We start from the raw sequence: 25,841 nt of genomic DNA, 5'->3' as shown, positions 1-25,841 counted from the left end.
GCGTACCGGAAGTGCGCGGGCGCTTTCGTCATGAAGGAACTGTCGTGAGTAAAAACACTCCCCTGCCCGGCTCCTACCGATGGCTGGTCGCATCGCGCAGTGTGGCGGCGATTTTCGGTGGCTACCTGCTGGCCGCCGCGTGGGCCGCGTGCATGAGCCTGTGGCTGCAAAAGACCGGCATGGCCCGCGTGGATGCCGTCAGCACCGCCACCATGTCGTCGTTCGTCGTGCACCTGTGTGCGGCGATCTGGGTGTTCGCGGTGGCGAGCACACGCCGTGCGTGGGCCGGCATCGTGCTGCCCGCCGCGTTGCTGGCGGCCCTGGCGTGGCTGGCCAAGGCCGGCGCGGGAGGTGCCGCATGAGGCCCGACAGCAGGCCGGAAGGCATCCGCCAGTCGATGTCGTGGCTGCACACCTGGACCGGCATCGTGCTGGGCTGGCTGCTGTACGCGGTGTTCTTCACCGGCACGCTCAGCTACTTCCTCGACGAGGTGAACCTGTGGATGAAACCGGAGCTGCACGCCTCGGTGCCCGGCGCGGATGCCGCGCAGACGGCGGCGGTGGCGATGGCCGGCATGCAGAAGCTTGCGCCGAATGCGAACACGTGGACGCTGGAACTGCCGAACGAACGGCAGACCACCGTGTCCGCCAGCTGGCGCGACAGGAACGCCGCGGCCGGCCGCGCCGGCACCAGGCGCGCCGAACTCGATGCCGCCACCGGCGAAAAGATCGCGGCGCGCGAAACGCGTGGCGGCAGTTTCCTGTACCGCTTCCACTTCGAACTGCATGCGATGGACCGCGTGACGGGCCGCTGGATCGTCGGCATCGCCACCATGTTCATGTTCGTGGCGATCATCAGCGGCGTCATCACGCACAAGAAGATCTTCACCGAATTCTTCACGTTCCGGCCAAAGAAGGGCCAGCGCTCGTGGCTGGACGCACACAATGCGACGGCCGTGCTGGCGCTGCCGTTCCACATCATGATCACGTTCTCCGGCCTGCTGCTGCTGATGGGGACGCTGATGCCCTGGGGCGCGGAGAGCGCCTATGGAGGCGACCGGCAAGCCTATAACATGGAGCGCCGCGGCATGGTGCCGGGTGGGCAGCAGCAGCAGCAGCAGCAGCAGCAAGGCGGCAGCGAAGGCCGCGTTGGTGGCCGTGAAGGTAGCCGGAGCGGACCGGAAAGCGGCCGGGGCGGCCGTTCGCGCGACGGTGCCGGCAGCGGCGTCGACCTGGCGGCGGCGATCGTCCCGATGATGGCGCAGGCGCGCACCGAATGGCCGGGCCATGAAGTGGGCCGCATCACCGTCAACCGCCCCAACAAGCCGGGTGCCACGGTGGAGCTGCGCGCGCATGGCAGCGACAGCCTGACCACGCGCGGCGCCTCCGCACGGCTGGTCTTCGATGCCGCCACCGGCAAGATCAAGGAACGCCCGCCGCTGCCGGCACCGTCGGCCGCCAGCGCGTTCGGCAACGTGTTCGCCAGCGCGCACATGGGCCGCTTCGCCGGGCCCACGGTGCGCTGGCTGCTGTTCCTGTCCGGCGTCGTCGGCACCGCGATGGTGGCGACGGGCCTCGTGCTGTGGGTCGTCAAGCGGGCGCCGGAGCGCAGGAAGCTGGGCCGCACGCCATTCGGCCACCGCGTGGTGGAAGTGACCAATGTCGGCGTCATCACCGGCCTGGCGCTGGCGACCGGCGCCTACTTCTGGCTGAACCGCCTGCTGCCGGTGGAGATGGCGGAACGGTCGGCATGGGAAATCAACGGCTTCTTCCTCGCCTGGCTGGCCGCCCTCGTGCATGCGGCGGTGCGGCCTGCGCGCGCCGCGTGGATCGAGCAATGCATCGCCGTGGTCGTGCTGTTCGCGCTGCTGCCGGTCCTCAATCCGCTGACCGGCGGGCATGGCCTGCTCACCAGCATCCCGCTCGGCCAGGCCGGCATCGTCGGCTTCGATTTCGCGATGCTGGCAATCGCCGCGCTGTTCGGCTGGATTGCCCGTCATTTGCTGCGCAAGGACCGGCCGGCGGCGAGGGCCGTGCCGGCTGCACTGAAGGAGGTGACGCCATGACCGCGCTGATCGTGCTGGCGCTGAGCTATGCGGCCATGACGGCGGTGGCGCTGTCGATGGATCGGCACCAGGAGCAGGTGTATGGCAAGGCGTTTGCGGCCATGTCGCTGCGGCTGGGCGGCTGGGCGCTGCTGGCGGTGGCGCTGGTGCCGGCGATCGCGGCCTGGGGCACGTCGGTCGGCATCCTGGCCTGGCTGGGCTTCCTCACCTTCGGTGCGCTCGGCATCGGACTGCAGATGACGTATGCCCCGTATCCGGTGCGCTGGACGGCGCCGGCAGGAGCGTTGCTGGGTGCCGTGGCGTGGGTGCTGGCATAAGTACTGCCCCGATGTACTGCCCCGATGACTGCTCCGATAGCACCAGCCCGGCGGCACTGCTACAATCGAGGTTTGTAAATGAGAATCATCCGCATTGACGGAACACCCCGATGACAGCAGCCGACCATATCCTCGTCGTCGACGACCACCCCGACATCCGCAGCTCGCTGGCCGCCTACCTGCGGCGGCAGGGACTGGCGGTGACCACCGCCGCCGACGCGGCGCAGGCCGGCGCGCTGCTGCGGCAGGAACGCTTCGACCTGATCGTGCTGGACGTGATGATGCCGGGCGAAGACGGCCTGTCGCTGTGCCGGCGCGTGTCCGGCACGCTCGATACGCCAGTGATCCTGCTGACGGCCATGCATACGTCCGCCGACAAGGTGGCCGGCCTGGACAGCGGTGCCGACGACTACGTCGTGAAACCGTTCGATCCGCCGGAACTGGTGGCGCGGATCCGCATGGTGCTGCGGCGCTGGCGGCGCACCGCCGCGTCGGTGGGCAATGCCGCCACCGGCTATGCGTTCGGCGGCTGGTTCCTCGATACCGGCAAGCGCGAGCTGTTCGATCCGGACGGCCAGCCGGCCGCGCTCTCGAGCGCCGAGTACCGGCTGCTGCGGGTGCTGGCCGAACATCCCGGCACGGTGCTCTCGCGCGACCGGCTGATGGACCTGACCGGTTGCGGCGATGCGCTGGCCTTCGACCGCAGCATCGACAGCCAGGTGAGCCGGCTGCGCAAGAAGCTGGAACCGGATCCGCGCCGCCCCAGCCTGCTCAAGACCGTGTGGGGCAATGGCTACCTGTTCGCCGCCACGGTGACCGCCCGCCCCGCGCTGGCCGCTTCGTGAAAGGGTTCGCCGGGCGGCTGTTGCCGCAGACGATGGCGGGCCAGCTGGTCGGCCTGCTGTTCTGCGGGCTGCTGGCGGCGCACCTGATCGCGCTGCTGGCCACGGCCAGCAACGGCGGCAGCGACACGCTGCACCGGATGTCGCGGCGCTATGTGATGGAAAACGTCACCTCCGCCTACCGGCTCGCACTGGTGCAGCGCGATGCCACGTCCGGCAACGCGATGCTGGCGGCGCTGGACACGGACACGTCGCGCCACCGCATCGAACCGCGCAGCGCCATCACCGATGTCTCACTGGACGGAGAAGAGCGTTCGCTGCAGGCCGTGCTGCAGCGCGAACTGCGGCTGCCGGCCGACGCGGTGCAGGTGTCGCTGGCACGGCGCGCCGGGGTCGACGAGGATCCCGACCTTGCCATCGCCCTGCGGCTGCCGGGCGGCTGGTTCAACAGCGCCCAGCGGCCGCTGGCCAACACCCAGTGGTGGTGGAAGCCGCTGCGCTTCTCGATCCCCGTCAGCACGCTGCCGGTGCTGGTGATCGGCATCGTGTTCGTGCGGCGCATCGTGCGGCCGATCAAGGCGCTGTCCGATGGTGCAGAGCGCGTCAGCCGGGGAGAATACGAGCCGCTGGCGCTGTCCGGCCCGCGCGAGGCGCGCGAAGTGACGGCGTCGTTCAACCTGATGCAGGCGCGGCTGACGCGCTACCTGGAAGACCACAAGCGCATGCTGGCCTCGATCAGCCACGACCTGCGCTCGATGGTGACGTCGCTGCGGCTGCGCGCCGAACTGGTCGACGACGAAGAGGTGCGCGACGGCATGCAGCGCACCTTGCGCGACATGGCGGCGATGATCGAGGAAACGCTGCGCTTTTCCAAAGACGACGCTTGCGACGAACCGACGATCGGCATCGACGTCGGCGCGCTGGCCGCCGAGATCGCGGCCGACCAGGCGGCGCAGGGGCGCGACGTGGCACTGGCCTCTGCTTCCGCTTCCGGCGAGCCGCCGTCCCTGCCCTGCCGCTGCCGGCCGCTGGCGATCCGGCGCGCGCTGACGAACCTCGTCGACAACGCCGTGCGCTACGGCCGCTGCGCACGCATCGCCGTCGCGCCGGCCCGGATCGACGGCGGCCGCGATGCCATCCGCATCACCATCGACGACGAAGGCCCCGGTATCCCGGCCGCGCAGCTCGACGACGTATTCAAGCCGTTCTACCGGCTCGACGCCTCGCGCCAGCCCGAGCTGGGCGGCGTAGGCCTCGGCCTCGCCATCGCCCGCTCCTGCATCGACGCGCACGGCGGCGAGGTCACGCTGTCGAACCGCCCCGCCGGCGGCCTGCGCGCCACCATCCTTCTCCCCGCCTGACAAACATTTCTTGAAACCGGGGTCAGACCCCGATTTCTGGAAATATTTCCTCAGATTGGGGTCTGACCCCGGTTGTTGGCAATATTGTAGGGGCGAAAAAAATGCCGCCCGGAGGCGGCATTGGCGGGAGCGGCGGGCCTTAGACGACGGCGCCGTCCGTTTCGTCCTTTTCCTTGACCGGCTTGATCAGGTCTTCGCGCTTGACGCCCAGCTTCATGGCGACGGCGGCGGCGACGAACACCGAGGAGTAGATGCCGAACAGGATGCCGATCGTCAGCGCGACGGCGAAGTAGTGCAGCGTGGGCCCGCCGAAGAACAGCATCGACAGCACCATCATCTCCGTGCAGCCGTGGGTGATGATCGTGCGCGACATCGTGCTGGTGATCGCGTTGTCGATCACTTCGTGCACCGTCATCTTGCGCTGCTTGCGGAAGTTCTCGCGGATACGGTCGAAGATCACGACCGATTCGTTGACCGAGTAGCCCAGCACCGCCAGGATCGCCGCCAGCACCGTCAGCGAGAATTCCCACTGGAAGAAGGCGAAGAAGCCCATGATGATGACCACGTCGTGCAGGTTGGCGATGATCGCCGCCACCGCGTACTTCCACTCGAAGCGCACGGCCAGGTAGAGCATCACGCCCACCACCACCATGATCAGCGCGTTGATGCCGTTCTGCGTCAGTTCCTCGCCCACCATCGGGCCGACGAATTCCACGCGCTGCAGCGACACGAGCTCCTTGCCGGCCGTGTCCACGCAGGCGGTACGGGCATGGTGGTCGCCCTGCGGCGATACCTCGTCGAACTGCTTGACGGCGCCCTTTTCCGCGCGGCACAGCGCGTCGAAGGCGCGCACCGACGTGGTGTCGGAGCCGGTGCCCGGCGTGATCGGCAGGCGGATCAGCACGTCGCTGGCGGTGCCGAACGTGCTGGCTTCGGGATGCTCGAAGCCGGCGCCGCGCAGCGACTCGCGCATGCGTTCCAGGTTGGCCGCCTGCGGATACTTCACCTCCACCACGGTGCCGCCCTTGAACTCGATCGACAGGTGCAGGCCCTTGGTGACCAGGAAGAACACGGCCGCCACGAACGTCAGCGCCGACACGACGTTGAAGATCGTCGCGTAGCGCATGAACGGGATGTCTCTATGAATGCGGAAAAATTCCATGAAATCCTCTTATTGACCGATGGCCGTTACTTCGCTTCTTTCGGTACCCAGACGGTACCGATCGACAGCGACTGCAGTTTCTTCTTGCGGCCGTACCACAGGTTGACCACGCCGCGCGACACGAAGACGGCGGAGAACATCGAGGTCAGGATGCCCAGGCCGTGGACGATCGCAAAGCCGCGGATCGCACCGGAACCGAACACCAGCAGCGCCAGCGCGACGATCAGCGTCGTCACGTTGGAGTCGAAGATGGTGGCCCAGGCGCGGTCGAAGCCTGCCGAGATGGCGGACTGCGGCGAAGCGCCGGCGCGCAGCTCTTCGCGCACCCGCTCGTTGATCAGCACGTTCGCGTCGATCGCCATGCCCAGTGCCAGCGCGATGGCGGCGATACCCGGCAAGGTCAGCGTGATGCCCATCAGCGACAGGATCGCCACCAGCAGCAGCACGTTGATGGCCAGCGCCAGCACGGAGAAGACGCCGAACACCATGTAGTAGATGATCATGAAGACGGCGATCGCGAGGAAGCCGTACAGCGTGGCGTTGAAGCCCTTCGTGATGTTCTCGGCACCCAGCTGCGGGCCCACCAGGCGTTCCTCGATGACCTGCATCGGCGCGTACAGCGCACCGGCGCGCAGCAGCAGCGCCAGTTCGGTGGAGTTCTCGATGCTGCCCATGCCGGTGATGCGGAAGCGGCTGCCCAGTTCGTCCTGGATGGTGGCGACCGACAGCACTTCCGGCTTGCCCTTTTCGAACAGCACGATGGCCATGCCCTTGCCGACGTTGTCGCGGGTGGCTTCGCGCATGCGGCGGCCGCCGTCGCCGTTCAGGTCGATCGAGACGGCAGGCTGCTGGTTTTCATCGAACGATGCCGTGGCGGACGAGATGTAGTCGCCCGAAATGATCACATCCTTCTGCAGCACGACCGGAACGTTCTTGCCGACCGTGAACAGCTCGGAATTGAACGGCACCGCCGCGGTCAGCTCGGTACCGCGCGGCACGGTCTGGTCGACCAGGCGCACTTCCAGCGTGGCGGTACGGCCGATGATCGACTTGGCACGCGCCACGTCCTGCACGCCCGGCAGCTGGACGACGATGCGGTCCGCGCCCTGCTGCTGGATGATCGGCTCGGAAACGCCCAGTTCGTTGACGCGCTTGGACAGGGTGGCGATGTTCTGCTTCACGCCGTTGTCCAGCGTGGCCTTCAGCGCGGCCGGCTTCATCGCGGCGGTCAGCGTCAGGTCGGCGCCGCTCGTGCCATCGGCGAACTGCAGCTCGTTCATTTCGCCCAGTGCCTTGCGGGCGGCCTGGCGCGTGGCGTCGTCGCGGAATTTCACGACGATCGAATCGCCCGCGCGTTCGATGCCGGCGTGGCGCACGTTCTTGTCGCGCAGTTCGCCGCGGATCGCCGCCTGGAAGCCCTGGATGCGCTTGTTCAGCGCAGCCTTGGTATCCACCTGCATCAGGAAGTGGACGCCGCCCCGCAGGTCGAGGCCCAGGTACATCGGGTGGGCGCCGAGTTTCTGCATCCAGGCCGGCGTATTGGCCATCAGGTTGCTGGTGACGATGTAGGCCGGGTCTTCCGGGTCGCCGTTCAGGCCGCGTTCCAGCGCGAGCTTGGCCTTGAACTGCGTGTCGATGTCCGCGAAACGGGCGCGCACCGACGGACTGCTCGATCCGGCATCGAACGTGACGCCGGACGTGGGCAGCTTCGCCTCGGCGAGCAACTGCTCGACGCGGGCGACGATATCGCTATCCACCTTCACCGTGGATTTTCCGCTGGTGACTTGCAGCGCAGGCGATTCGCCCATGTAGTTGGGGGCCGTGTACAGTGCCCCCAGCAGCACGACGACGGCAATGAGGATGTATTTCCAGATGGGATAACGATTCATGATCTTCAGCGTGGTTGGCCGATAACAAAAGCGGGCGGTGATGCCGCCCGCTTCCTGTGGAAGGTCTTACAGACCCTTCAGCGTGCCCTTCGGCAGCAGGGTCGTGACCGAGGCTTTCTGCACCACGATCTCCGTGTTCGGCGCCACTTCCACCGTCACGTACGCATCGGTCACGCGGGACACGCGGCCCAGGATGCCGCCGACCGTCACGACTTCGTCGCCTTTGGCAAGCGCGTCCATCATGGCCTTCTGTTCCTTGGCGCGTTTCTGCTGAGGACGGATCATCAGGAAATACATGACCACGAACATCAGGATCAGCGGCACGAAGGTCGAGAGATTGCTCATCATCGACGCATCGGCAGCGCCGGCGGTTTGAGCATAAGCGTTGGAAATGAACACGGGTGACTCCAATGTAATTAAAAAAAAACAGCGCTGTATTCTAGCACTGGCCAAAGCCGCACAGATTGGGGACTTTTACACTAATGCAAGTTCTTTTTACACCCCGCGGGCGCGGTCCGCGTGGAACTGCTTCACCCATTCCGGGAAGCGATCCTCGTCCAGCGCATCGCGCATCTGCTGCATGATGTCCAGGTAGAAGTGCAGGTTGTGGATCGTGTTCAGCCGGGCGCCCAGGATTTCCTGCGCGCGGTGCAGGTGGTGCAGGTACGCGCGGCTGAAGTTGCGGCAGGCGTAGCACGAGCAGGTGGAATCGAAAGGCTCGGTGTCTTCCTTGTAGCGGGCGTTCTTGATCTTGATGTCGCCGAAGCGGGTGAAGATCCAGCCGTTGCGCGCGTTCCGGGTCGGCATCACGCAGTCGAACATGTCGACGCCATTGCTGACGCCGGCCACCAGGTCTTCCGGCGTGCCCACGCCCATCAGGTAGTGCGGCTTGTTGGCCGGCAGGCGCGGGCCGATATGCTCGAGCACGCGCATCATGTCTTCCTTCGGTTCGCCGACCGACAGGCCGCCGATCGCCAGGCCCGGGAAATCGATCTCTTCCAGGCCGGCCAGCGATTCGTCGCGCAGCGATTCGAACATGCCGCCCTGGACGATGCCGAACAGCGCGTTCGGGTTTTCTCCCGACTTGAACTCGTTCATCGAGCGCTGGGCCCAGCGCAGCGACATGCGCATCGACTTCGCCGCCTCTTCCAGCGTGGCCGGACGGCCCTCGATTTCATAGGGCGTGCATTCGTCGAACTGCATCACGATGTCGGAGTTCAGCACGCGCTGGATCTGCATCGAGATTTCCGGCGACAGGAACAGCTTGTCGCCGTTGATCGGCGAATTGAAGTGCACGCCCTCTTCGGTGATCTTGCGCATCTCGCCCAGCGAGAACACCTGGAAGCCGCCGGAGTCGGTCAGGATCGGCTTGTCCCAGCCCATGAACTTATGCAGGCCGCCGAATTTGCCCATCACGGCATTGCCGGGGCGCAGCCACAGGTGGAAGGTATTGCCGAGGATGATCTGGGCGCCGATTTCCTTCAGTTCCAGCGGGGACATGGCCTTCACCGAGCCATAGGTACCGACGGGCATGAAGATCGGCGTCTGCACCACGCCATGGTTCAGTTTCAGCGTGCCGCGGCGCGCCTTCGTCAGACCGGTCGTATCGGTCTTGATCAGTTTGAATTCCAGCATTGTTTGGGTATCCGTCCGGGTATCCGTTATGCCCGATTGGGCGTGGTCAGCAGCATGGCATCGCCATAGCTGAAGAAGCGGTATTCGTTGGCGATCGCGTGCGCGTAGGCGGCGCGGATCTCGTCGAAACCGGCGAATGCCGAGACCAGCATCAGCAGCGTGGATTTCGGCAGGTGGAAGTTGGTGATCAGGCGCGTGACGGACTTGAAGCGGTAGCCCGGCGTGATGAACAGTGCCGTGTCGGCGCTGCCCGCCTCGATCGTGCCCGACTGCGACGCCGATTCCAGCGCGCGCAGGCTGGTGGTGCCGACGGCGATCACGTCGCGGCCCGCCGCGCGCGCGGCCTTTACAGCGTCGACGGTCGCCTGCGGCATCGTATACCACTCGGTGTGCATCTTGTGCTCGGCCAGGTTCTCGGTGCGCACCGGCTGGAACGTGCCGGCGCCCACGTGCAGCGTGACGTAGGCGAAATTGACGCCCTTGTCCTTCAGTTTCTGCAGCAGCGCTTCGTCGAAGTGCAGCCCGGCGGTGGGCGCCGCGACGGCGCCCGGCACCTTGTTGAACACGGTCTGGTAGCGGGTCTCGTCCACTTCGCCCGGCGCATGCTCGATGTACGGCGGCAGGGGCAGGCGGCCGTACTGTTCGATCAGGTCGAACACGTCGGCGTCGAACTTCAGCGTGAAGAACTCGCCGGCGCGCTCGCCGACCGTCACGTCGAACGCTTCGGCCAGGCGGATCTTCACGCCGGGGCCGGGCGACTTCGACGCGCGCACCTGGGCCAGCACGGTGTGCGTGTCGAGCACGCGCTCGACCAGTACCTCGACCTTGCCGCCGCTGTCCTTGACGCCGAAGAAGCGTGCCTTCAGCACGCGGGTATCGTTCATCACCAGCAGGTCGCCGGGCTGCAGCAGGTCGAGGATGTCGGTGAACTTGCGGTCGACCAGGCGGGTCTCATCCACGTGCAACAGCCGGGAAGCACTGCGATCCGGCAGCGGAAACTGAGCGATGCGCTCGGGTGGCAAGTTAAAATCGAAATCGGAGAGCGAATACATGGGTGTAATGGCGGTAGCGCGCATGATCGCCTGCAGCAGGCGCATGACCGGCGCACGATTCCGCTCAAAAAGCATTGGGCAACCTTCTATTTTACGCTACCACGCAGTCATCGAGTAAAAAAGCACCACGAAAACATGGCCGAAACGAAGCAAAGCAAGCCCCCCGCAAAAAAAGCCGCGCCCTCCAAGGCGGTCTCGACCGAGAGCAAGCTGGCCCGGCTGGGACTGCGCACCGACATGGACCTGGTGCTGCACCTGCCGATGCGCTACGAGGACGAGACCGAGGTGATCGACATCCGCGCGGCCTGCCTGCGCGGCGGCCAGACCTCGCAGGTCGAAGGCATCGTCACCAAGAACGAGATCACGTACAAGCCGCGCAAGCAGATGATCGTCCACATCGCCGACGACACGGGCGAGCTGATGCTGCGCTTCATGAACTTCTACGGCAGCCAGACCCGGCAGCTGGCGGAAGGTACGCGGGTACGCGCCCGTGGCGAGCTGAAACACGGCTTCTTCGGCGCGGAGATGGTGCATCCGAGTTACAAGATCGTCAACGAAGGCGCGCCGCTGCCGACCTCCCTCACCCCCGTCTATCCATCCGGGGAGGGGCTGTCGCAACCGGTGTTGCGCCGCGCGATCGCCGATGCGATGGGGCGCGTCGACTGGACCGACACGCTGCCGCCGCGGCTTATCGAGAAAATGCAGTTGCACGGCTTCGAGCCGGCGGTCAGGCTGCTGCACAACCCGCCGCAGCAGGTCGACGAGCATGCGCTGGCGGAGCGCTCGCATCCCGCCTGGACCCGGATGAAGTTCGATGAGCTGCTGGCCCAGCAGCTGTCGCTGAAGCGCGCACAGGACGCACGCCGCCAGAAAGGCGCGGCGCCGCTGGCGGCGGTGGGCTCGCTGACCGCGGCATTCCAGGCCGCGCTGCCGTTCCGGCTGACGGGTGCGCAGGCGCGCGTGCTGGAGGAAATCCGCGCCGACCTGCGCCAGCCGTACCCGATGCAGCGGCTGCTGCAGGGCGACGTGGGCAGCGGCAAGACCGTCGTTGCCGCGCTGGCGGCCACGCAGGCGATCGACAGCGGCTTCCAGGCCGCGCTGATGGCGCCGACCGAGATCCTGGCCGAGCAGCATTTCAGGAAGATCGCCGGATGGATGGAGCCGCTGGGCGTGAAAGTGGCGTGGCTGACGGGCAGCCTGAAAAAGAAGGACAAGATGGCCGCTTCCGCGCTGGCCGAATCGGGCGAGGCGCAGCTGGTGATCGGCACGCACGCGCTGATCCAGGAAACCGTGCAATTCGCCAGGCTGGGCCTCGTCATCGTCGACGAGCAGCACCGCTTCGGCGTGGGCCAGCGCCTCACGCTGCGCAACAAGGGCGCCGACGGGCTGGTGCCGCACCAGCTGATGATGTCCGCCACGCCGATTCCCCGTACGCTGGCGATGACGTACTACGCCGACCTGGAAGTGTCCGTGATCGACGAACTGCCGCCGGGCCGCACGCCCATCGTCACCCGCGTGATCGACCAGAACCGGCGCGACGAAGTGATCGAGCGGGTCCACGCGGCCGCGCTCGACGGCCGCCAGGTGTACTGGGTCTGCCCGCTCATCGAGGAATCGGAAGCGCTGCAGTTGCAGACCGCGACGGAAACCCATGAAACGCTGGCCGCGGCGCTGCCGGACCTGCAGGTGGGCCTCGTGCATGGGCGCATGAAACCGGCCGAGAAGCAGGAAGTGATGGATGCCTTTACCGCCGCCCGGGTGCACGTGCTGGTGGCCACCACCGTGATCGAGGTGGGCGTCGACGTGCCGAATGCGTCGCTGATGGTGATCGAACATGCGGAGCGCTTCGGCCTGTCGCAGCTGCACCAGTTGCGCGGGCGCGTGGGCCGCGGCTCGGCGGCCAGCGTCTGCCTGCTGCTGTACCAGAGCCCGCTGGGGCCCGTGGCCAAGCAGCGGCTGGCGACGATGCGGGAAACCACCGACGGCTTCGAGATCGCACGGCGCGACCTGGAAATCCGCGGCCCAGGCGAGTTCCTGGGCGCTCGGCAGTCCGGCCAGGCGATGCTGCGCTTCGCCGACCTGGAAACGGATGGCTGGCTGGTCGACCAGGCGCGCGACGTGGCGCATGCGCTGCTGCACGATCCGGCCGGGCAGCCGGTCGTCGAGGCGCACCTGGAACGGTGGCTGGGGGGACGGGAGGAGTTCCTGAAGGTGTGACGTGTAAAGTCCAGTACTTCCTTCCGAGGTTTGTCCGGGAAGCGGGAAGTCTGGCCAGACTTCTCGCCGAACTACTTTGACGACGTTTATTCGTGCGATTGCGAAATACTCGATTCAAGTATTTTTGTCTGGAAGGGCCGCATTGCGTACATGAATTCTTGAATGTGGCCACTTATATCCGCTGCAAATTCCGTTTCAAACCAGTCCATATCTTTGCGTCTGGACAGCAAATGATGGCGGTCGGAATAAGAATATGATTTTACATAAGGAATGATTTTTTCCGCATCTTTGATCAGCTTGCGCTGATGCTGTACTCGAACCTGGCGATCCTGCTCCCCCCAAAAGAACAATGTGGGAATGCGCCGCTGGATAATGATGTCGAGCGGCCGGCGAGAATCAAGAATATGATAGTCCTGGAATGAGTCGGTCATGTCCGGCACCAAGACCCCTGCGCCCAGGGCCTTCCATTGCAAGTCGCCGGTTTCCTCGTAAGGGCGACTCGCCAGCACAACGTCTTCGTAACCTTTGCGAAGCCACTGCCCGAATTCCGCGACATTGTTATCGTTCCAGGTGCCCGAAGGGCTGATCCAATCGCGAACGTCAGAAGTAATCTTTCCTACGCCTTCGCTATAACCCTTCCTGATTTCCTCGTTCGAGATCTCGCCATTCTTGTCCCGATCGAACTCCGGAAGCGTTTCGATCGCCCTGTCGGTCAGCTGCCATCGCGTCAGCGATTGCAGGCTTTCCACTCCAGCGCCCAATGCAACCAGGGCCCGCACGGCGACGTGCCCCCTGTCCGCTATCGATGCAGCGTGCCAGAAGCCCTCCGAGAATCCGAACAGGATAAATCCCCCCTGCGCGCGAGGTGTTAATTCCTGGACGTGCTTGAGGACTTGTTCGATGCTGTCAATATATTTTGGCACTGACACTTGTTCGGCTACGTCCACATCGACACATTGCGTCGCTACCACCATGGCACTCAGGTGTCCCCGCGTTATCGCCTCCCGGCATTTACTGGCGGGAGGGCGAACTCCGGGACTGTCGAACCGAACCACGGCAAACCCATTTTTCACCAATGCATCCGACATCTCCTTCAGAGGTGATCGGTTCCACCAGACGGTATCGAGCGCGCGCAGCAGCCACCCATCACGATCGACCGAGCCACCAGCCGAAATCAGCACCACCACCTGGCCGCGGAAGCTGCCGATCTTCCCGCCGGGCCAGTCCATCTGCCCGTGTACCGGAAGATGCGCCTTGGTATGTTTGAGCGAGAAATTGCGGTGCTCGGCAGCGATACATTGCGAACCGAGGACGCTGGCGAATACGAATAACAGGAAGGTGTAAAGAGCTTTCATGTGAGACTTGCTCCAGAAGGGTTGAGCGGCCTGAGGCCTGAGAGATAAACACATTACCCAAAGGAAATTTTCTCCTTTCATCCCTGCTCAATGATGTGCCGGACTTCCTGTCGAGTATTGCGGACACAACACCACACCGATTGTCCTTGCAGCCTGCAAGCCCTGGCATATGCTGGTAGGCGCATTGCCAAAATCGCAGTATCAAAATATCAATCGATAACCGCCGGGGGTTGCCATGCATCGAACGCCGCGCTTGCCGTTCCCGTCCCTGCTCTGCCTGTCTCTGCTCTGCCTTTCCCTGGTATTTGCAACCGCGGGCGCGTTCGCCGCCCCGGTCATGACGTTTACCGCCACCTCCGCCACCACCGGCATCGACGACGCCGTCGAAACCCAGTGGACCGACAGCACCTTCATCGAACATGGCGAACGGTATAACTTCGCCTACACGCTGCGCGACGAAGTGGTTTTCGAGAACGGCATGCAGTCCATCTACCATTACCGCGACGTGACGTACGACGTGGCCGGCCACATGCGCGACTGGACCCTGCTGAATGTCGACGGCATGGCCAGCGGGGCGCACAGCGTGCAGTTCGCCGTCACCGGCACGCTCGACGCCACGCAAATGTCGCGGCTGGTCGACGGCGGCGACCTTTCGTTCCAGGTCTTCCTCTCGCTCGGCGGCAGCTACGCACCGGGCACCGTGCCGGAGTACCCCGACCTGGTGCAACCGCCTGCGCCGCCCGTGTTCGCGGATACCTCGTCCGGCACGCCCGTGGACCTGAGCGTCTCGGCCTATTACGACCCGGAGCAGTTGCATTACATCGCCAATGTGCACCAGACCTTCACTGCACCGCGCGATCTCGCCGCCTACGACCACTCTTACCTGATCTACGCGAACGAAGAGCTGTTGTCCGACCAGGCCGCGTTCATGATCCATGGCCCGGGCTACGACGCGGGTACCCGGAACCTGGGCTACAGCGAATTCCTGGGCATCGACGTGCTCCCGGTGCCCGAGCCGGGTACCTGGATGATGCTGGTCGCCGGGGCCGGCGTGCTGGCAGCGTGGCGCCGGTCGCGCTGAACTACGGGGAGGTCGACATGTTCCGATATCTACGCCCTGCATGCCTGTCGGCATGCCTTTGCTTGTTGCTGTCATCGGCCACGGGCGCATTCGCCGCCCGGGTGATGACGTTCACTGCCGTTCATGCCACGACCGGCATCGACGACACCAGCGAATGGATTTCCAGCAGCTCTTCGTTCTGGGAGACCGGCAACCGGTTCAACTTCGAGTACACCTTGCGCGACGAAGTGGTGATCGAAAACGGTTTGCAGACGACGTCCCATTTTCGCGACGTGAGCTACGATGTCGAAGGCCACTGGCGCGATGCGGCGCGGGTCAACCTCGATGTGACGGCGATCGGCGAGCACACCGCGCAATTCTGGGTCATCGGCACGCTGCTGCCCGCCGAAGTGCCGCGCCTGATCGACGGCGCGCCCGGCTTCCAGGCCAGCCTGTACCTGAGCGGCGATTACGTTCCCGGCCCGGTGCCGGAATACCCCGATCTGCTGCAGCCGCCGGCCCCGCCCGTGTTTGCGGACATGTCTTCCGGGACGCCCGTCGCGCTGCCCGGGTGGACGAACTACGATCCGTCTGGATCGTTCTACGGCAGCGCATTCCACGCCTTTACCGGGCCGCGCGGCCAGTTCCGTTTCGAGTACTCGTACCTGCTGTACGGGAACGAAGACCTGCTGACCAGCTATATCGATTTCACCTTGTATGGCCCCGGCTACGACCAGCAGATCCTCAACCAGGGCTATACGGAACTGCTGGGTATCGAGGTGATTGCCGTGCCCGAACCGGGCATCTGGATGATGCTGCTGGCCGGCGCCGGCGTGATCGCACTGTCGCGCCAATCCCGCACGGTCGTTTTCAGAAACTGAACGCGGCCGGTCAGAAGCACATGACGATCCGCGTCGCCATGTCGAACAGGAAGCCGGGCTGGAAGTAGGCGGCGAAGCATGCCGCCAGCACGACGGCGACGAGGCACCACCCCAGCAGCCGCCGCCAGCGCGGCGTCATCATGTCGCCTCCCTCAAGCCGTCCTCCTCAAGCCGTCCTCCTCATGCCGTCCTCCTCACGCTACCTTCAGTTGCGGGCGCGCCAGCGCCCGCTCGTCGATCGGCAGGTTGGCCAGGCCGGCCAGCACGCCGAGGCCGATCGAGATCGCCCACACGAGGTCATAGCTGCCCTGCAGGTCGAACAGGTAGCCGCCCAGCCAGACGCCGAGGAAGCTGCCCACCTGGTGCGAGAAGAACACTACGCCGGCCAGCATCGACATGTGCGACAGGCCGAACACGCCGGCGATGATGCCGTTCGTCAGCGGCACCGTCGACAGCCACAGCACGCCCATCGCCGCCGCGAACAGGTACACGGACAGCGGCGACAGCGGCAGCGCGATGAACAGCGCGATCACGCCGGCGCGGGCGAAGTAGATGAACGACAGCAGATAGCGCTTCGGCAGCCTGCCACCGAGCTTGCCGGCCCAGTACGAACCGAAGATGTTGAACAGGCCGATCAGCGCCAGCGCCGTGACGGCCACCTTCGGATCGGCCACGCCCTTGTCCCTCAGGTAGGCCGGCATGTGCACGCCGATGAACACGAGCTGGAAGCCGCACACGAAGTATCCGGCCACCAGCAGCAGGAACGAGCGGTTGCCCAAGGCCTCGCCCAGCGCTTCGCGGATGCCCTGCTTGTGGCCCGCGACCGCCTGCGCCGCCGGCTCACGCAGCCGGAATGCCATCGGCACCATCAGGAACACGACGATGGCAGCCAGCAGGTACAGCGCGTTTTGCCAGCCGACCTGCGTGATCAGCGTCTGCTCGACCGGCATCAGCAGGAACTGGCCGAACGAGCTGGCGGCGCCGGAAATACCGAATGCCCACGAGCGTTTTTCCGGCGGTGCGGCACGGCCGATGATGCCGCTGACGGCGCCAAAAGCGGTGCACGCAAGACCCAGCCCGATCAGCACGCCGGAACCGGCGATGAACAGTACCGGATCGGTGACGGTGGCCATCCAGACCAGTCCGGCCATGTAGGCGAATGCGCCGACCAGGACTACCCGCATGGTGCCCCAGCGGTCCGCGACCATGCCGGCAAACGGGCCGAAGGCACCCCACAGCAGGTTCTGCAAGGCCATCGCCAGCGAATACGTTTCGCGGCTCCAGCCGTTTTCCTGCGAGATCGGCTGCATCCAGAAACCGAAGCCATGGCGCACGCCCATCGCCAGTGTCAGCACGACGCCAGTAGCCAGCAGAATCGTTTTCAGGTCGAGAGAACGTTGCAAATTGGACATTTCGATGCCTTCACCAATAAAAACTGTGCCGCAATGCAACAAAATACTTCCCTGCAACCCAGTACATATACTTTATCGAATAAATACGTTGTCTCGAGTGCAGTGCAACATTAAAATTGCGTGCAATTTATACATCTCAAAAAATACATGCAAAAAACTAAACAGTCTCTACTTTTCGCCCTGGCGGTATTTGCCGCACCGCTGGCCATTGCGGCACCAGCTCCAGTAGCCGATGCGGCAAGCGCATTGTCCCAGCCCGCCACCCAGGGCGCCAGCGCTGCGCAAACCGTACCGGCCGCCGCCTCCGTGTCCAGCGAGCACCGCGTGCGCGTTACCCAACAGGCGGCGGCCCAGGCTGCCGTCAGCGCGAACACGGCACTGCCCAACTGGTCGATGCTGCTGGTCGGCGCCGGCGTGCTGCTGCTGCCACGCAAGCGCCGCGTCGACAACAGCGTTCGCTGATCAGCGGTCGGCGTCGTAGGCGACGCCGATCTGCCGCCGCATGTCGTCCAGCACGCCCATCAGCGCCAGCGTCTCATCCAGCGGCATCACCGGGCTTTCGGTCAGCCCTTCGCGCAGGCAGCGGTTCACTTCGATGATTTCATGCGCATAGCCGTTGCCGATGCGCGGCACGCGCTGGGTGCGGCGGCTGCCGTCGTCCAGTTCCACCGTTAACTCTTCCGTGTTGTGGAAGCGGCCGTGCAGGCGCACGAAGCCCTTGCTGCCGCTGACCGTGAACTCGGCCGGCGTGCGTGCGGCCAGGCTGGCCGTGCAGGCTGACACGCCGCCGTGCTCGTGCTGCAGCGCAAAGGTGCATTGCACGTCCACGCCTGTCGGGCCGAGCTGGCCGACCGCCTGCACCGATTGGACGGGGCCGAGGAAATAGGCCGCGATCGACAGCGGGTAGATGCCCAGGTCCAGCAGCGAGCCGCCGCCCAGCGCCGGATTGAACAGGCGGTGCTCCGGCCCGGCGTCCGAGAAAAAGCCCAGGTCACCCTGCACGGTGGCCACGGCGCCGATCTCGCCGCTGGCCGCGATGCGCTTCGCTTCGAGCACGGCAGGCTGGAAGCGGGTCCACATCGCTTCCATCGCAAACAGCTTTTTCTCACGCGCCAATGCCACGATGTCCTCGGCTTCGCGGCGGTTGACCGTGAAGGCTTTCTCGACCAGCACGTGCTTGCCACCGTTCAGGCACATCAGCGCGTTCTCGCGGTGCATCGGATGGGGCGTGGCGATGTAGATCGCATCGACATCGGGATCGTCGGCCAGCGCCTGGTAGCTGCCGTGGCTCTTCGTCAGTTCATGCGAGCCGAATTCGGTGGCAAACGCGGTAGCGCTATCAACACTCCTCGACGCAACCGCCGCGAGGACAGCGTCAGGCGTGTCCTTCAACGCGGTGGCGAAGGCCTTGGCGATCTTGCCGGTGCCGAGGATGCCCCAGCGTATCGTTCGTACTGTCATGATGTCTCCAGAGTGGGTGCGTTCCGCTTCGGGCGGAACACGGTGGTGTCGTCATAAAAAGCATCGTCCTGCAGCGCCCACCAGCCGGGAATGCCCAGCACCGGCAGCGGTGTGAAATCGGCCTTGCGCAAACCGGTCTCGCGCAGGCGTTCGGCCACGTGCGCATCGATCCACGCCTGCTGTTCATCGCGCGGCATTGCAAAATACCGGGCCGGCGCGGCCACCACCAGCGTATGCGCGGTGATCGCCTTGTACGGCGCGACCAGCTTTTCCATCAGCGCATGGCCGAACAGCCAGACTTGCGCCTGCGTGCCGAATGCGCCGGCACGCTCGACGAATGCTTCGCGCCAGCGGTGGTTGCGCAGCGCGTCGGCCAGCGCCCGGCCTTGCATATTATCCAACACCACGAGCAGCGCCGCATTTTCATCGAACAGCGTGGCCGCGTCGCGCGCCGGGCCACGCTGGCCGCGAATGCCGTCGCGCGCGATCTGCGCCGCCTGCAAGGCGTTCAGCTCGCGCTTGACGAGCGGGAAGCTGAGCCACACCAGGCCATTGAAGAAGTCGTGCAGGTTGTCGCGCGTGGGCACGCAGCCGGTCGCGCCGATGTGCTCTTCATAGGCCGTGCCGTCGGGAAGCGCCGCCTGCGGCACGAAGCGGACCGGCAGGCCGGCATGGTTGACGAGCCCCAGCGCCGCGGCACGGGCGCTGAAGGTGCCGATGACGTCGGCCACGTCGATGGTCTGCGCCGCCGGGCGCACCGCGTCGAACCAGGGGCGCGACCAGTCGACCGGGGGCAAGGACAGTGGCGACATCGGCTCGAACGCGCCGTTACACCATCTTCCAGTTGATGGTTTCGCCGGCGTTCAGCGGCACCACCTGCTGCTCGCCCAGCGGCAGCGTTTGCGGCAGCGTCCACTGCTCGCGCTGGAGGGTGATCGTGCCTTCGTTCGGCGCCAGGCCGTAGAACGCCGGGCCGTTCAGGCTGGCAAAGGCCTCCAGCTTGTCCAGTGCGCCGGCGCGTTCGAATGCCTCCGCGTACAGCTCCATCGCGTGCAGCGCGGTATAGCAGCCGGCGCAGCCGCAGGCCGCTTCCTTGGCGCCCTGCGCGTGCGGCGCCGAGTCGGTGCCGAGGAAGAAGCGCTCGTCGCCGCTGGTGGCGGCCGTGACCAGCGCCAGGCGGTGTTCTTCGCGCTTGAGTACCGGCAGGCAGTAGTAATGGGGACGGATGCCGCCCTTGAAGATCTCGTTGCGGTTGTACAGCAGGTGATGCGCGGTGATCGTGGCGGCGATCGGGCCTTCGGCCTCGGCCACGTACTGCGCCGCATCCTTGGTGGTGATGTGCTCGAACACCACGTTCAGTGCCGGGAAGTTCTTGCGCAGCGGGCGCATCACGCGCTCGATGAACACAGCCTCGCGGTCGAACAGGTCGATGTCGCCATCGGTGACTTCGCCGTGCACCAGGAACGGCAAGCCGGTTTCCTGCATTACTTCCAGCACCTTGTAGCAATTGGCGAGATCGGTGACGCCGGCATCGGAATTGGTGGTGGCGCCGGCCGGGTATAGCTTCACGGCATGCACGAAATCGGACTCGGCAGCGCGGCGGATCTCGTCCGGCGAGGTGTTATTGGTGAGATAGAGCGTCATCAGCGGCTCGAACGACAGCTCGGGCGGCAGCGCGGCCAGGATACGGTCGCGGTAGGCGGCCGCCTGGGCGACCGTGGTGACCGGCGGCTTCAGGTTCGGCATAACGATCGCACGGCCGAACTGGCGCGCGCTGTGCGGCAGCACGCTGGCCATGGTGGCGCCGTCGCGCAGGTGCAGGTGCCAGTCGTCGGGGCGGATGATGGTCAGGGAGGATGGGGCGTCGAAGATGGTGGACATTGGCGGGTCTCGGAAAGCGCTGTCGAAAACGGATGCGGTATTCTACCCCCTTGCATGCTGCATCCGCCTGGCTCCACTCGCCAGCGAAGCTGCCATTCTGCCGGTCTTGATCCTCAGTGGAGGATCCTGGCCAGGAAATCGCGGGCGCGCTCCGAGCGGGGCGCGCCGAAAAATTCATCCTTGCCGCAATCCTCGACGATGCGGCCCGCATCCATGAACACGACGCGGTTGGCCACGCGGCGCGCGAAACCCATCTCGTGGGTGACCACCATCATCGTCATGCCGTCCTGCGCCAGGCCGACCATCACGTCCAGCACTTCGTTGATCATTTCCGGATCGAGCGCGGAGGTGGGTTCATCGAACAACATCGCCACGGGATCCATCGACAGCGCGCGCGCGATCGCCACGCGCTGCTGCTGCCCGCCGGACAGCTGGGCCGGGTATTTGTCCTGCTGCGCCAGCAGGCCGACGCGATCGAGGTACCTGAGGCCCCGTTCGTTGGCTTCGTCGCGGGCACGCTTCAACACCTTCACCTGGCCAAGCGCCAGGTTTTCGCGCACCGACAGGTGCGGGAACAACTCGAAGTTCTGGAACACCATGCCGATCCGGGCGCGCAATTGCGGCAGGCTGGTACCGGGCGCGGTCACGGACGTGCCATCGACAACGATCTCGCCCCGCTGGACCGGTTCGAGGCCGTTGACGGTCTTGATCAGCGTGGATTTGCCGGATCCCGAAGGGCCGCAGATCACCATCACGTCGCCTTTGTCCACTTGCGTGGTGCAATCGGCGAGCACCTGGAATTGCCCATACCACTTACTGATATTCTGGATGTCGATCATCGCCATTCGTGCGCTCACAGCCTGCTTGACAGTGTTGAATGCCCCAAGGATACTGCGCGAAACTTTTCGATTAAATGCCTGATAATTAAACATTTTACGGCAAACCCCGGCCCCGGTGCGTGACCCGCCTCCGCAGGGCCCAGCATGGAGAGACACCGCTCATGGAGAAAAAAAATCGCCTGACCACCTGGATCCTGGTGGCGCTGGCCCTGGGGATCGTGGTTGGCTATATCCTGAACACCACAATGGCGGCGCCGACCTCGTATTCGGATGCGATGTCGCTGATCACGACGATGTTCCTCCGGCTGATCAAGATGATCATCGCGCCGCTGGTCTTCTCCACGCTGGTGGTGGGTATCGCGCGCATGGGCGATGCCAGCGAAGTCGGCCGCGTGGGCGTGAAGTCGCTGGCGTGGTTCTTCGGCGCCTCGGTGATGTCGCTGGCGCTGGGCCTCGTGCTGGTGAACATCTTCCGCCCGGGCGATGCGCTGAAAGGCACGCTGGACACTGCCGCACACGTGACCAATCTCGCCACCAGCAGCCTGACGCTGAAGGACTTCATCACCCACCTGATCCCCGCGTCGATCGTGGATGGCATGGCGAAGAACGAGATCCTGCAGATCGTGGTGTTCTCGCTGTTCTTCGGCCTGGGCGCCGCGGCCGTGGGCAAGAAGGCCGAACCGATGGTCGACGCGATCGACGGCGTGGCCCACGTGATGCTGAAGGTGACCGGCTACGTGATGCAGTTCGCGCCGATCGCCGTGTTTGCCGCCGTCTCCGGCATCATCGCCAAGGAAGGCCTGATCGTGCTGAAGACCTACGGCGTGTTCATGGCCGAGTTCTACTTCGGCATCGCCGTGCTGTGGGGCCTGCTGATATTTGCCGGTTTCATTTTCCTGGGCAAGCGCATCTTCGAGCTGCTGACGGAAGTGCGCGGCCCGACGATCCTGGCGTTCTCCACCGCTTCCTCTGAGGCGGCATTCCCGAAAACGCTGGAAGGCCTGGAACGCTTCGGCGTGCGCAACCGGATCGCCGCGTTCGTGCTGCCGATCGGCTATTCGTTCAATCTCGACGGCTCGATGATGTATTGCACGTTCGCCGCGGTCTTCATCGCCCAGGCCTACGGCATCGAACTGTCGCTGGGCACGCAGATGACGATGATGGCCGTGCTGATGCTGACGTCGAAAGGCATGGCCGGCGTGCCGCGCGCTTCGCTGGTGGTGATTGCCGCCACGCTGTCGCAATTCAACATTCCGGAAGCGGGCCTGGTACTGCTGCTGTCGATCGACCATTTCCTGGACATGGCCCGTTCCGCCACGAACGTGATCGGCAACAGCATCGCCACCGCCGTGGTAGCCAAGTGGGAAGGTGAACTGACCAATCCCGCGAAGGAGAAGGACCCGGCGCTCGAACCGCTGACCTGATCCGCGGCGCCATCATCGAGGCCGGGCCTGAGAGCCCGGCCTTTTTATTCGCGCCGTCACTTTATTTGCGCCGTCGCTTGTTTGCGCCGTGACTTTGTTTGCATCGTTAATTTGTATGCGCCGCCGGCCCGCTCACGGAAACCTTCGCTGCAGCAGGCGTTCGCTGTCGCCCAGGCGCGACCAGCGCACGGCCCACGCGCCCGGCACCATCAGCAGCAAGCCGCACGCCATCATCAGCACGGAAACCGGTTCCGGCACCGGGGTGGCCGGAACGATCGCGGCGGGCATGGCTACCGGCTCGGCGCGCAGGACGGACAACCCGGCCACGAAGGGAGTCTCGCGCCATTCTTCGGCAGCAAGGGGATCGATCGGATAGGCGGGGGAGTATGGGACGGGGTAAGCGGTAGGATCGAGCGCAGGGTCGGGCTGCAGTTCGATCAGTTCCATCGCCTGCCCCGGCAGGCAGGCCAGCAGCACTGCAAGCGCAACAACAGGTGTCAACCGCATGGCAGCCTCCTCGACCGGGCCGCATGCGATGCGGCCTCTACCCATAGCGAGGCAAGTTGCGGACCAAGCCAATAAATCCCTTGCGAATCAGCGCCTTGCCGCGCGGTCGGCAACGTACCCAGCAATAGTGTCAACAGCGCCGACGGTCACATCGCATCGGCCGGGGCATCGATCCTGGCTTGCTGGCGCGCCCACATCTGCGCATACAGGCCGTCCGCGGCCAGCAAGGCGGCATGGTTGCCCCGTTCGACGATGCGGCCATGGTCCAGCACCAGGATCTGGTGCGCATCGGCCACGGTCGACAGGCGGTGGGCGATCACCATCGTCGTGCGGTTTTTCGCGATCTCCTTCAACTGCGCCTGGATCGCCTGCTCGGCCTTGGAATCGAGCGCGGACGTGGCTTCGTCGAAGATAAGGATGGCCGGATCCTTCAGCAGCGTGCGGGCGATGGCCACGCGCTGCTTTTCGCCGCCGGACAGTTTCAGCCCCCGCTCGCCGACCATGGTGCGGTAGCCATCCGGCAGGCTGTCGATGAAGTCGTGGATCGACGCGGCGCGCGCCGCGGCCACGATCTCGTCATGCGTGGCGCCCGGCTTGCCGTAGGCGATGTTGTACTCGATCGTGTCGTTGAACAGCACCGTATCCTGCGGCACGATGCCGATCGCGTGGCGCAGGGAATCCTGCGTGACGGCCCGGATATCCTGGCCGTCGATCGTGATCGCGCCGCTGCCCACTTCATAGAAGCGGAACAGCAGCCGCGACAGCGTGGACTTTCCGGAGCCGCTATGCCCGACAATGGCGGTGGTGGTACCGGCCTGGATCGTGAAGTCGACGTCGAACAGGATCTGCCGCTTGGCTTCGTAGCCGAATTCCACATGCGAGAACCTGACCTGTGCGCCATGCGTGACCAGCGGCTTTGCATCCTTCGCGTCGGCCACTTCGCGGTTCTCGTCGAGCAGCGAGAACAGGCGCTCCATGTCGGCCAGGCTCTGCTTGATCTCGCGGTAGATCACGCCAAGGAAATTGAGCGGAATATACAGCTGGATCATGAAGGCGTTCACCAGCACCAGGTCGCCCAGCGTCATCGTGCCGTCGACGACACCCACCGTCGCGCGCCACAGGATCAGCGTGACGGCGGTGGCGATGATCGCCGATTGGCCCGTATTCAGGAAGGACAGCGAGGTTTGCGAGCGCACCGCGGCCGATTCGTAGTGCTTCAGGCCTTCGTCGTAGCGCTTCGCTTCGTATTCCTCGTTGCCGAAATACTTGACGGTTTCATAGTTCAGCAGCGAATCGATCGCCTTGGTGTTGGCTTTCGAATCCAGGTCGTTCATGGTGCGGCGGAAATGCGTGCGCCAATTCGTGACGATCACCGTGAACGCGATGTACAGCACCAGCGCTGTCAGCGTGATGGCCGTGAACCACACATCGTAGTGCGTGACGAGGTAGACCAGCACCAGCGTGATCTCGACCAGCGTGGGCAGGATGTTGAACAGGGTGTACGAGATCAGCGAACCGACGCCGCGCGTGCCCCGCTCGATGTCGCGCGTCATGCCGCCGGTCTGCCGGTTCAGGTGGAAGCGCAGCGACAGCGCATGCAGGTGCCGGAATACCTGCAGCGCAATGGTACGCACGGCGCGCTGCGTGACGCGGGCGAACAGGAACTCGCGCAGCTCGGTAAACACCGTGGTGGACAGCCGCAGCGCGCCATACGCGAGCAGCAGCCCGGCCGGCAGCACCAGCAGCGCGCGCGGATCGCCGGGCTTGAGCGTCATCGCATCGACCAGGTGCTTCAGCACGATCGGCACGCCGACGTTGGCCAGCTTGGCGCCCACCAGCGCCAGCAAGGCCAGCAGCACGCGCCACTTGTAGACCCACAGGTAGGGCAGCAGGGTTTTCAGGGTGGCAAGATCGCTGCGGCCGGGACGGGCGGGCGGGGCTGGTTCGGAAGAGTAGGCGGAACGACGCATGACTGGCGTGCTGGCTGGCGTAGTTTAAAATCGGAACCCATTGTATCCCCCCACGAGTTTTCATGATGACCACGCCCGACGTTACTGCCGCCCCTGCCCCCGCCCCCAACTGCCTGCCCGTCGGCAAGATGCCCGAATTGCGGGTCATGCCCGCCCCATCCGATGCGAATGTGTATGGCGACGTGTTCGGCGGCTGGATCATGGCCCAGGTGGACATCGCCGGTTCGCTGCCGGCCACCCGCCGCGCCAACGGCCGCGTGGCGACGATTGCCGTCAATTCCTTCGTGTTCAAGAATCCCGTGTTCGTCGGCGACCTGCTGTCGTTCTATGCCGACATCGTGCGGGTCGGCACCACGTCGATCACCGTCAACGTCGAGGTCTATGCGGAACGCAACCGCCTGCAGGCGGACATCGTCAAGGTGACCGAAGCCACGCTGACCTACGTGGCGACGGGCTCGGACCGCAAGCCGCGCCCGGTGCCGCCGATCGAATCGCTGATGCACAAATAACG

The 25,841-nt window shown here is 64.9% G+C and carries 25 protein-coding genes; 11 read left to right on the top strand and 14 right to left on the bottom strand.

All coding sequences use genetic code 11. From position 1 onward, the window contains the following. Positions 1 to 44 precede the first annotated feature (44 nt). From FHS02_RS05235 to FHS02_RS05215, 5 genes are all read left to right on the top strand, one after another. Complete coding sequence (locus FHS02_RS05235) at positions 45 to 362, top strand: DUF3649 domain-containing protein (RefSeq protein WP_137315038.1); 318 nt, start codon at positions 45 to 47, stop codon at positions 360 to 362. Further along, entirely contained in the window at positions 359 to 2,065 is a 1,707-nt protein-coding gene (locus FHS02_RS05230) for a PepSY-associated TM helix domain-containing protein (protein WP_137315039.1), read from the top strand. Before FHS02_RS05235 ends, FHS02_RS05230 begins: the two co-directional genes overlap by 4 nt. After that, complete coding sequence (locus FHS02_RS05225) at positions 2,062 to 2,382, top strand: DUF3325 domain-containing protein (RefSeq protein WP_137315040.1); 321 nt, start codon at positions 2,062 to 2,064, stop codon at positions 2,380 to 2,382. Before FHS02_RS05230 ends, FHS02_RS05225 begins: the two co-directional genes overlap by 4 nt. 110 nt (positions 2,383 to 2,492) lie before the next feature. Further along, positions 2,493 to 3,227 (top strand): response regulator, encoded by a 735-nt coding sequence (locus tag FHS02_RS05220; RefSeq protein ID WP_137315041.1) that lies wholly within the window; start codon positions 2,493 to 2,495, stop codon positions 3,225 to 3,227. Further along, positions 3,224 to 4,585, top strand: coding sequence for an ATP-binding protein (locus FHS02_RS05215; protein ID WP_229422262.1), 1,362 nt, complete (start codon positions 3,224 to 3,226; stop codon positions 4,583 to 4,585). The genes FHS02_RS05220 and FHS02_RS05215 overlap by 4 nt, the downstream gene beginning before the upstream one ends. Positions 4,586 to 4,724: 139 nt before the next feature. Here FHS02_RS05215 and secF read toward each other — a convergent pair whose 3' ends face one another. The 5 genes from secF to queA all read right to left on the bottom strand — a co-directional run bounded on the left by secF (position 4,725) and on the right by queA (position 10,323). Beyond that, complete coding sequence (secF, locus tag FHS02_RS05210; protein WP_137315042.1) at positions 4,725 to 5,747, bottom strand: protein translocase subunit SecF; 1,023 nt, start codon at positions 5,745 to 5,747, stop codon at positions 4,725 to 4,727. Positions 5,748 to 5,773: 26 nt separating this feature from the next. Further along, positions 5,774 to 7,636: a protein translocase subunit SecD gene (gene secD, locus FHS02_RS05205; protein ID WP_137315043.1), complete on the bottom strand. Its 1,863-nt coding sequence runs from the start codon at positions 7,634 to 7,636 to the stop codon at positions 5,774 to 5,776. 66 nt (positions 7,637 to 7,702) lie between these two features. Further along, a complete protein-coding gene (gene yajC, locus FHS02_RS05200) occupies positions 7,703 to 8,035 on the bottom strand; it encodes a preprotein translocase subunit YajC (RefSeq protein ID WP_131148792.1) in 333 nt (110 codons plus the stop codon). Between the two features lie 96 nt (positions 8,036 to 8,131). Next, entirely contained in the window at positions 8,132 to 9,271 is a 1,140-nt protein-coding gene (tgt, locus tag FHS02_RS05195) for a tRNA guanosine(34) transglycosylase Tgt (RefSeq protein WP_137315044.1), read from the bottom strand. A 26-nt stretch (positions 9,272 to 9,297) separates the two neighbouring features. After that, on the bottom strand, positions 9,298 to 10,323 hold the full coding sequence (gene queA, locus FHS02_RS05190) for a tRNA preQ1(34) S-adenosylmethionine ribosyltransferase-isomerase QueA (RefSeq protein WP_137317555.1): 1,026 nt from the start codon (positions 10,321 to 10,323) through the stop codon (positions 9,298 to 9,300). Between queA and recG the strand changes: the two genes are divergently transcribed. Next, positions 10,231 to 12,540 carry an ATP-dependent DNA helicase RecG gene (recG, locus tag FHS02_RS05185; protein WP_371870554.1) on the top strand — a complete coding sequence of 770 codons (2,310 nt, stop codon included), beginning with the start codon at positions 10,231 to 10,233 and terminating at the stop codon, positions 12,538 to 12,540. The genes queA and recG overlap by 93 nt on opposite strands. A gap of 86 nt (positions 12,541 to 12,626) precedes the next feature. On the opposite strand, the gene FHS02_RS05180 is transcribed toward recG, so the two are convergent. Further along, positions 12,627 to 13,895, bottom strand: a complete 1,269-nt coding sequence (locus tag FHS02_RS05180; RefSeq protein ID WP_137315046.1) for a hypothetical protein — start codon at positions 13,893 to 13,895, stop codon at positions 12,627 to 12,629. Positions 13,896 to 14,232: 337 nt separating this feature from the next. Here FHS02_RS05180 and FHS02_RS05175 point away from each other — a divergent pair, with 337 nt between their 5' ends. Both FHS02_RS05175 and FHS02_RS05170 read left to right on the top strand, forming a co-directional pair. Further along, entirely contained in the window at positions 14,233 to 14,976 is a 744-nt protein-coding gene (locus tag FHS02_RS05175) for a PEP-CTERM sorting domain-containing protein (RefSeq protein WP_137315047.1), read from the top strand. 62 nt (positions 14,977 to 15,038) lie between these two features. Beyond that, positions 15,039 to 15,836: a PEP-CTERM sorting domain-containing protein gene (locus FHS02_RS05170; RefSeq protein WP_175424857.1), complete on the top strand. Its 798-nt coding sequence runs from the start codon at positions 15,039 to 15,041 to the stop codon at positions 15,834 to 15,836. A gap of 10 nt (positions 15,837 to 15,846) precedes the next feature. Here FHS02_RS05170 and FHS02_RS31820 read toward each other — a convergent pair whose 3' ends face one another. Together FHS02_RS31820 and FHS02_RS05165 are read right to left on the bottom strand one after the other, a co-directional pair. Beyond that, a complete protein-coding gene (locus FHS02_RS31820) occupies positions 15,847 to 15,978 on the bottom strand; it encodes a hypothetical protein (RefSeq protein WP_259772474.1) in 132 nt (43 codons plus the stop codon). Between the two features lie 52 nt (positions 15,979 to 16,030). Then, positions 16,031 to 17,248 carry an MFS transporter gene (locus FHS02_RS05165; protein WP_137315049.1) on the bottom strand — a complete coding sequence of 406 codons (1,218 nt, stop codon included), beginning with the start codon at positions 17,246 to 17,248 and terminating at the stop codon, positions 16,031 to 16,033. A 147-nt stretch (positions 17,249 to 17,395) separates the two neighbouring features. On the opposite strand from FHS02_RS05165, the gene FHS02_RS05160 reads away from it, so the two are divergent. Continuing rightward, positions 17,396 to 17,710 (top strand): hypothetical protein, encoded by a 315-nt coding sequence (locus FHS02_RS05160; RefSeq protein WP_137315050.1) that lies wholly within the window; start codon positions 17,396 to 17,398, stop codon positions 17,708 to 17,710. Here the strand turns inward: FHS02_RS05160 and FHS02_RS05155 are convergent, their stop codons facing one another. The 4 genes from FHS02_RS05155 to FHS02_RS05140 all read right to left on the bottom strand — a co-directional run bounded on the left by FHS02_RS05155 (position 17,711) and on the right by FHS02_RS05140 (position 21,429). Beyond that, complete coding sequence (locus FHS02_RS05155) at positions 17,711 to 18,709, bottom strand: Gfo/Idh/MocA family protein (protein WP_137315051.1); 999 nt, start codon at positions 18,707 to 18,709, stop codon at positions 17,711 to 17,713. After that, complete coding sequence (locus tag FHS02_RS05150) at positions 18,706 to 19,521, bottom strand: DUF3025 domain-containing protein (protein ID WP_137315052.1); 816 nt, start codon at positions 19,519 to 19,521, stop codon at positions 18,706 to 18,708. The genes FHS02_RS05155 and FHS02_RS05150 overlap by 4 nt, the downstream gene beginning before the upstream one ends. Positions 19,522 to 19,537: 16 nt before the next feature. Further along, positions 19,538 to 20,590, bottom strand: coding sequence for a dihydroorotase (gene pyrC, locus FHS02_RS05145; RefSeq protein ID WP_137315053.1), 1,053 nt, complete (start codon positions 20,588 to 20,590; stop codon positions 19,538 to 19,540). A 113-nt stretch (positions 20,591 to 20,703) separates the two neighbouring features. Next, positions 20,704 to 21,429 (bottom strand): amino acid ABC transporter ATP-binding protein, encoded by a 726-nt coding sequence (locus FHS02_RS05140; protein WP_137315054.1) that lies wholly within the window; start codon positions 21,427 to 21,429, stop codon positions 20,704 to 20,706. 161 nt (positions 21,430 to 21,590) lie between these two features. On the opposite strand from FHS02_RS05140, the gene FHS02_RS05135 reads away from it, so the two are divergent. Then, positions 21,591 to 22,853: a dicarboxylate/amino acid:cation symporter gene (locus FHS02_RS05135; RefSeq protein WP_137315055.1), complete on the top strand. Its 1,263-nt coding sequence runs from the start codon at positions 21,591 to 21,593 to the stop codon at positions 22,851 to 22,853. Positions 22,854 to 22,985: 132 nt separating this feature from the next. Here FHS02_RS05135 and FHS02_RS05130 read toward each other — a convergent pair whose 3' ends face one another. Further along, the gene (locus FHS02_RS05130) at positions 22,986 to 23,360 is read right to left on the bottom strand and encodes a hypothetical protein (RefSeq protein WP_137315056.1); all 375 of its coding nucleotides are present in this window, start codon (positions 23,358 to 23,360) and stop codon (positions 22,986 to 22,988) included. Between the two features lie 146 nt (positions 23,361 to 23,506). Beyond that, positions 23,507 to 25,330 (bottom strand): ABCB family ABC transporter ATP-binding protein/permease, encoded by a 1,824-nt coding sequence (locus FHS02_RS05125; RefSeq protein ID WP_137315057.1) that lies wholly within the window; start codon positions 25,328 to 25,330, stop codon positions 23,507 to 23,509. A 65-nt stretch (positions 25,331 to 25,395) separates the two neighbouring features. Here FHS02_RS05125 and FHS02_RS05120 point away from each other — a divergent pair, with 65 nt between their 5' ends. After that, positions 25,396 to 25,839 (top strand): acyl-CoA thioesterase, encoded by a 444-nt coding sequence (locus FHS02_RS05120; RefSeq protein WP_175424998.1) that lies wholly within the window; start codon positions 25,396 to 25,398, stop codon positions 25,837 to 25,839. Positions 25,840 to 25,841: the final 2 nt, after the last annotated feature.

This window comes from Pseudoduganella umbonata, assembly GCF_014192225.1.
Taxonomy (GTDB): domain Bacteria; phylum Pseudomonadota; class Gammaproteobacteria; order Burkholderiales; family Burkholderiaceae_D; genus Rugamonas; species Rugamonas umbonata.
The sequence above is the reverse complement of the archived record's forward strand: the minus strand, read 5'-3'. Positions and strand labels throughout refer to the sequence as shown.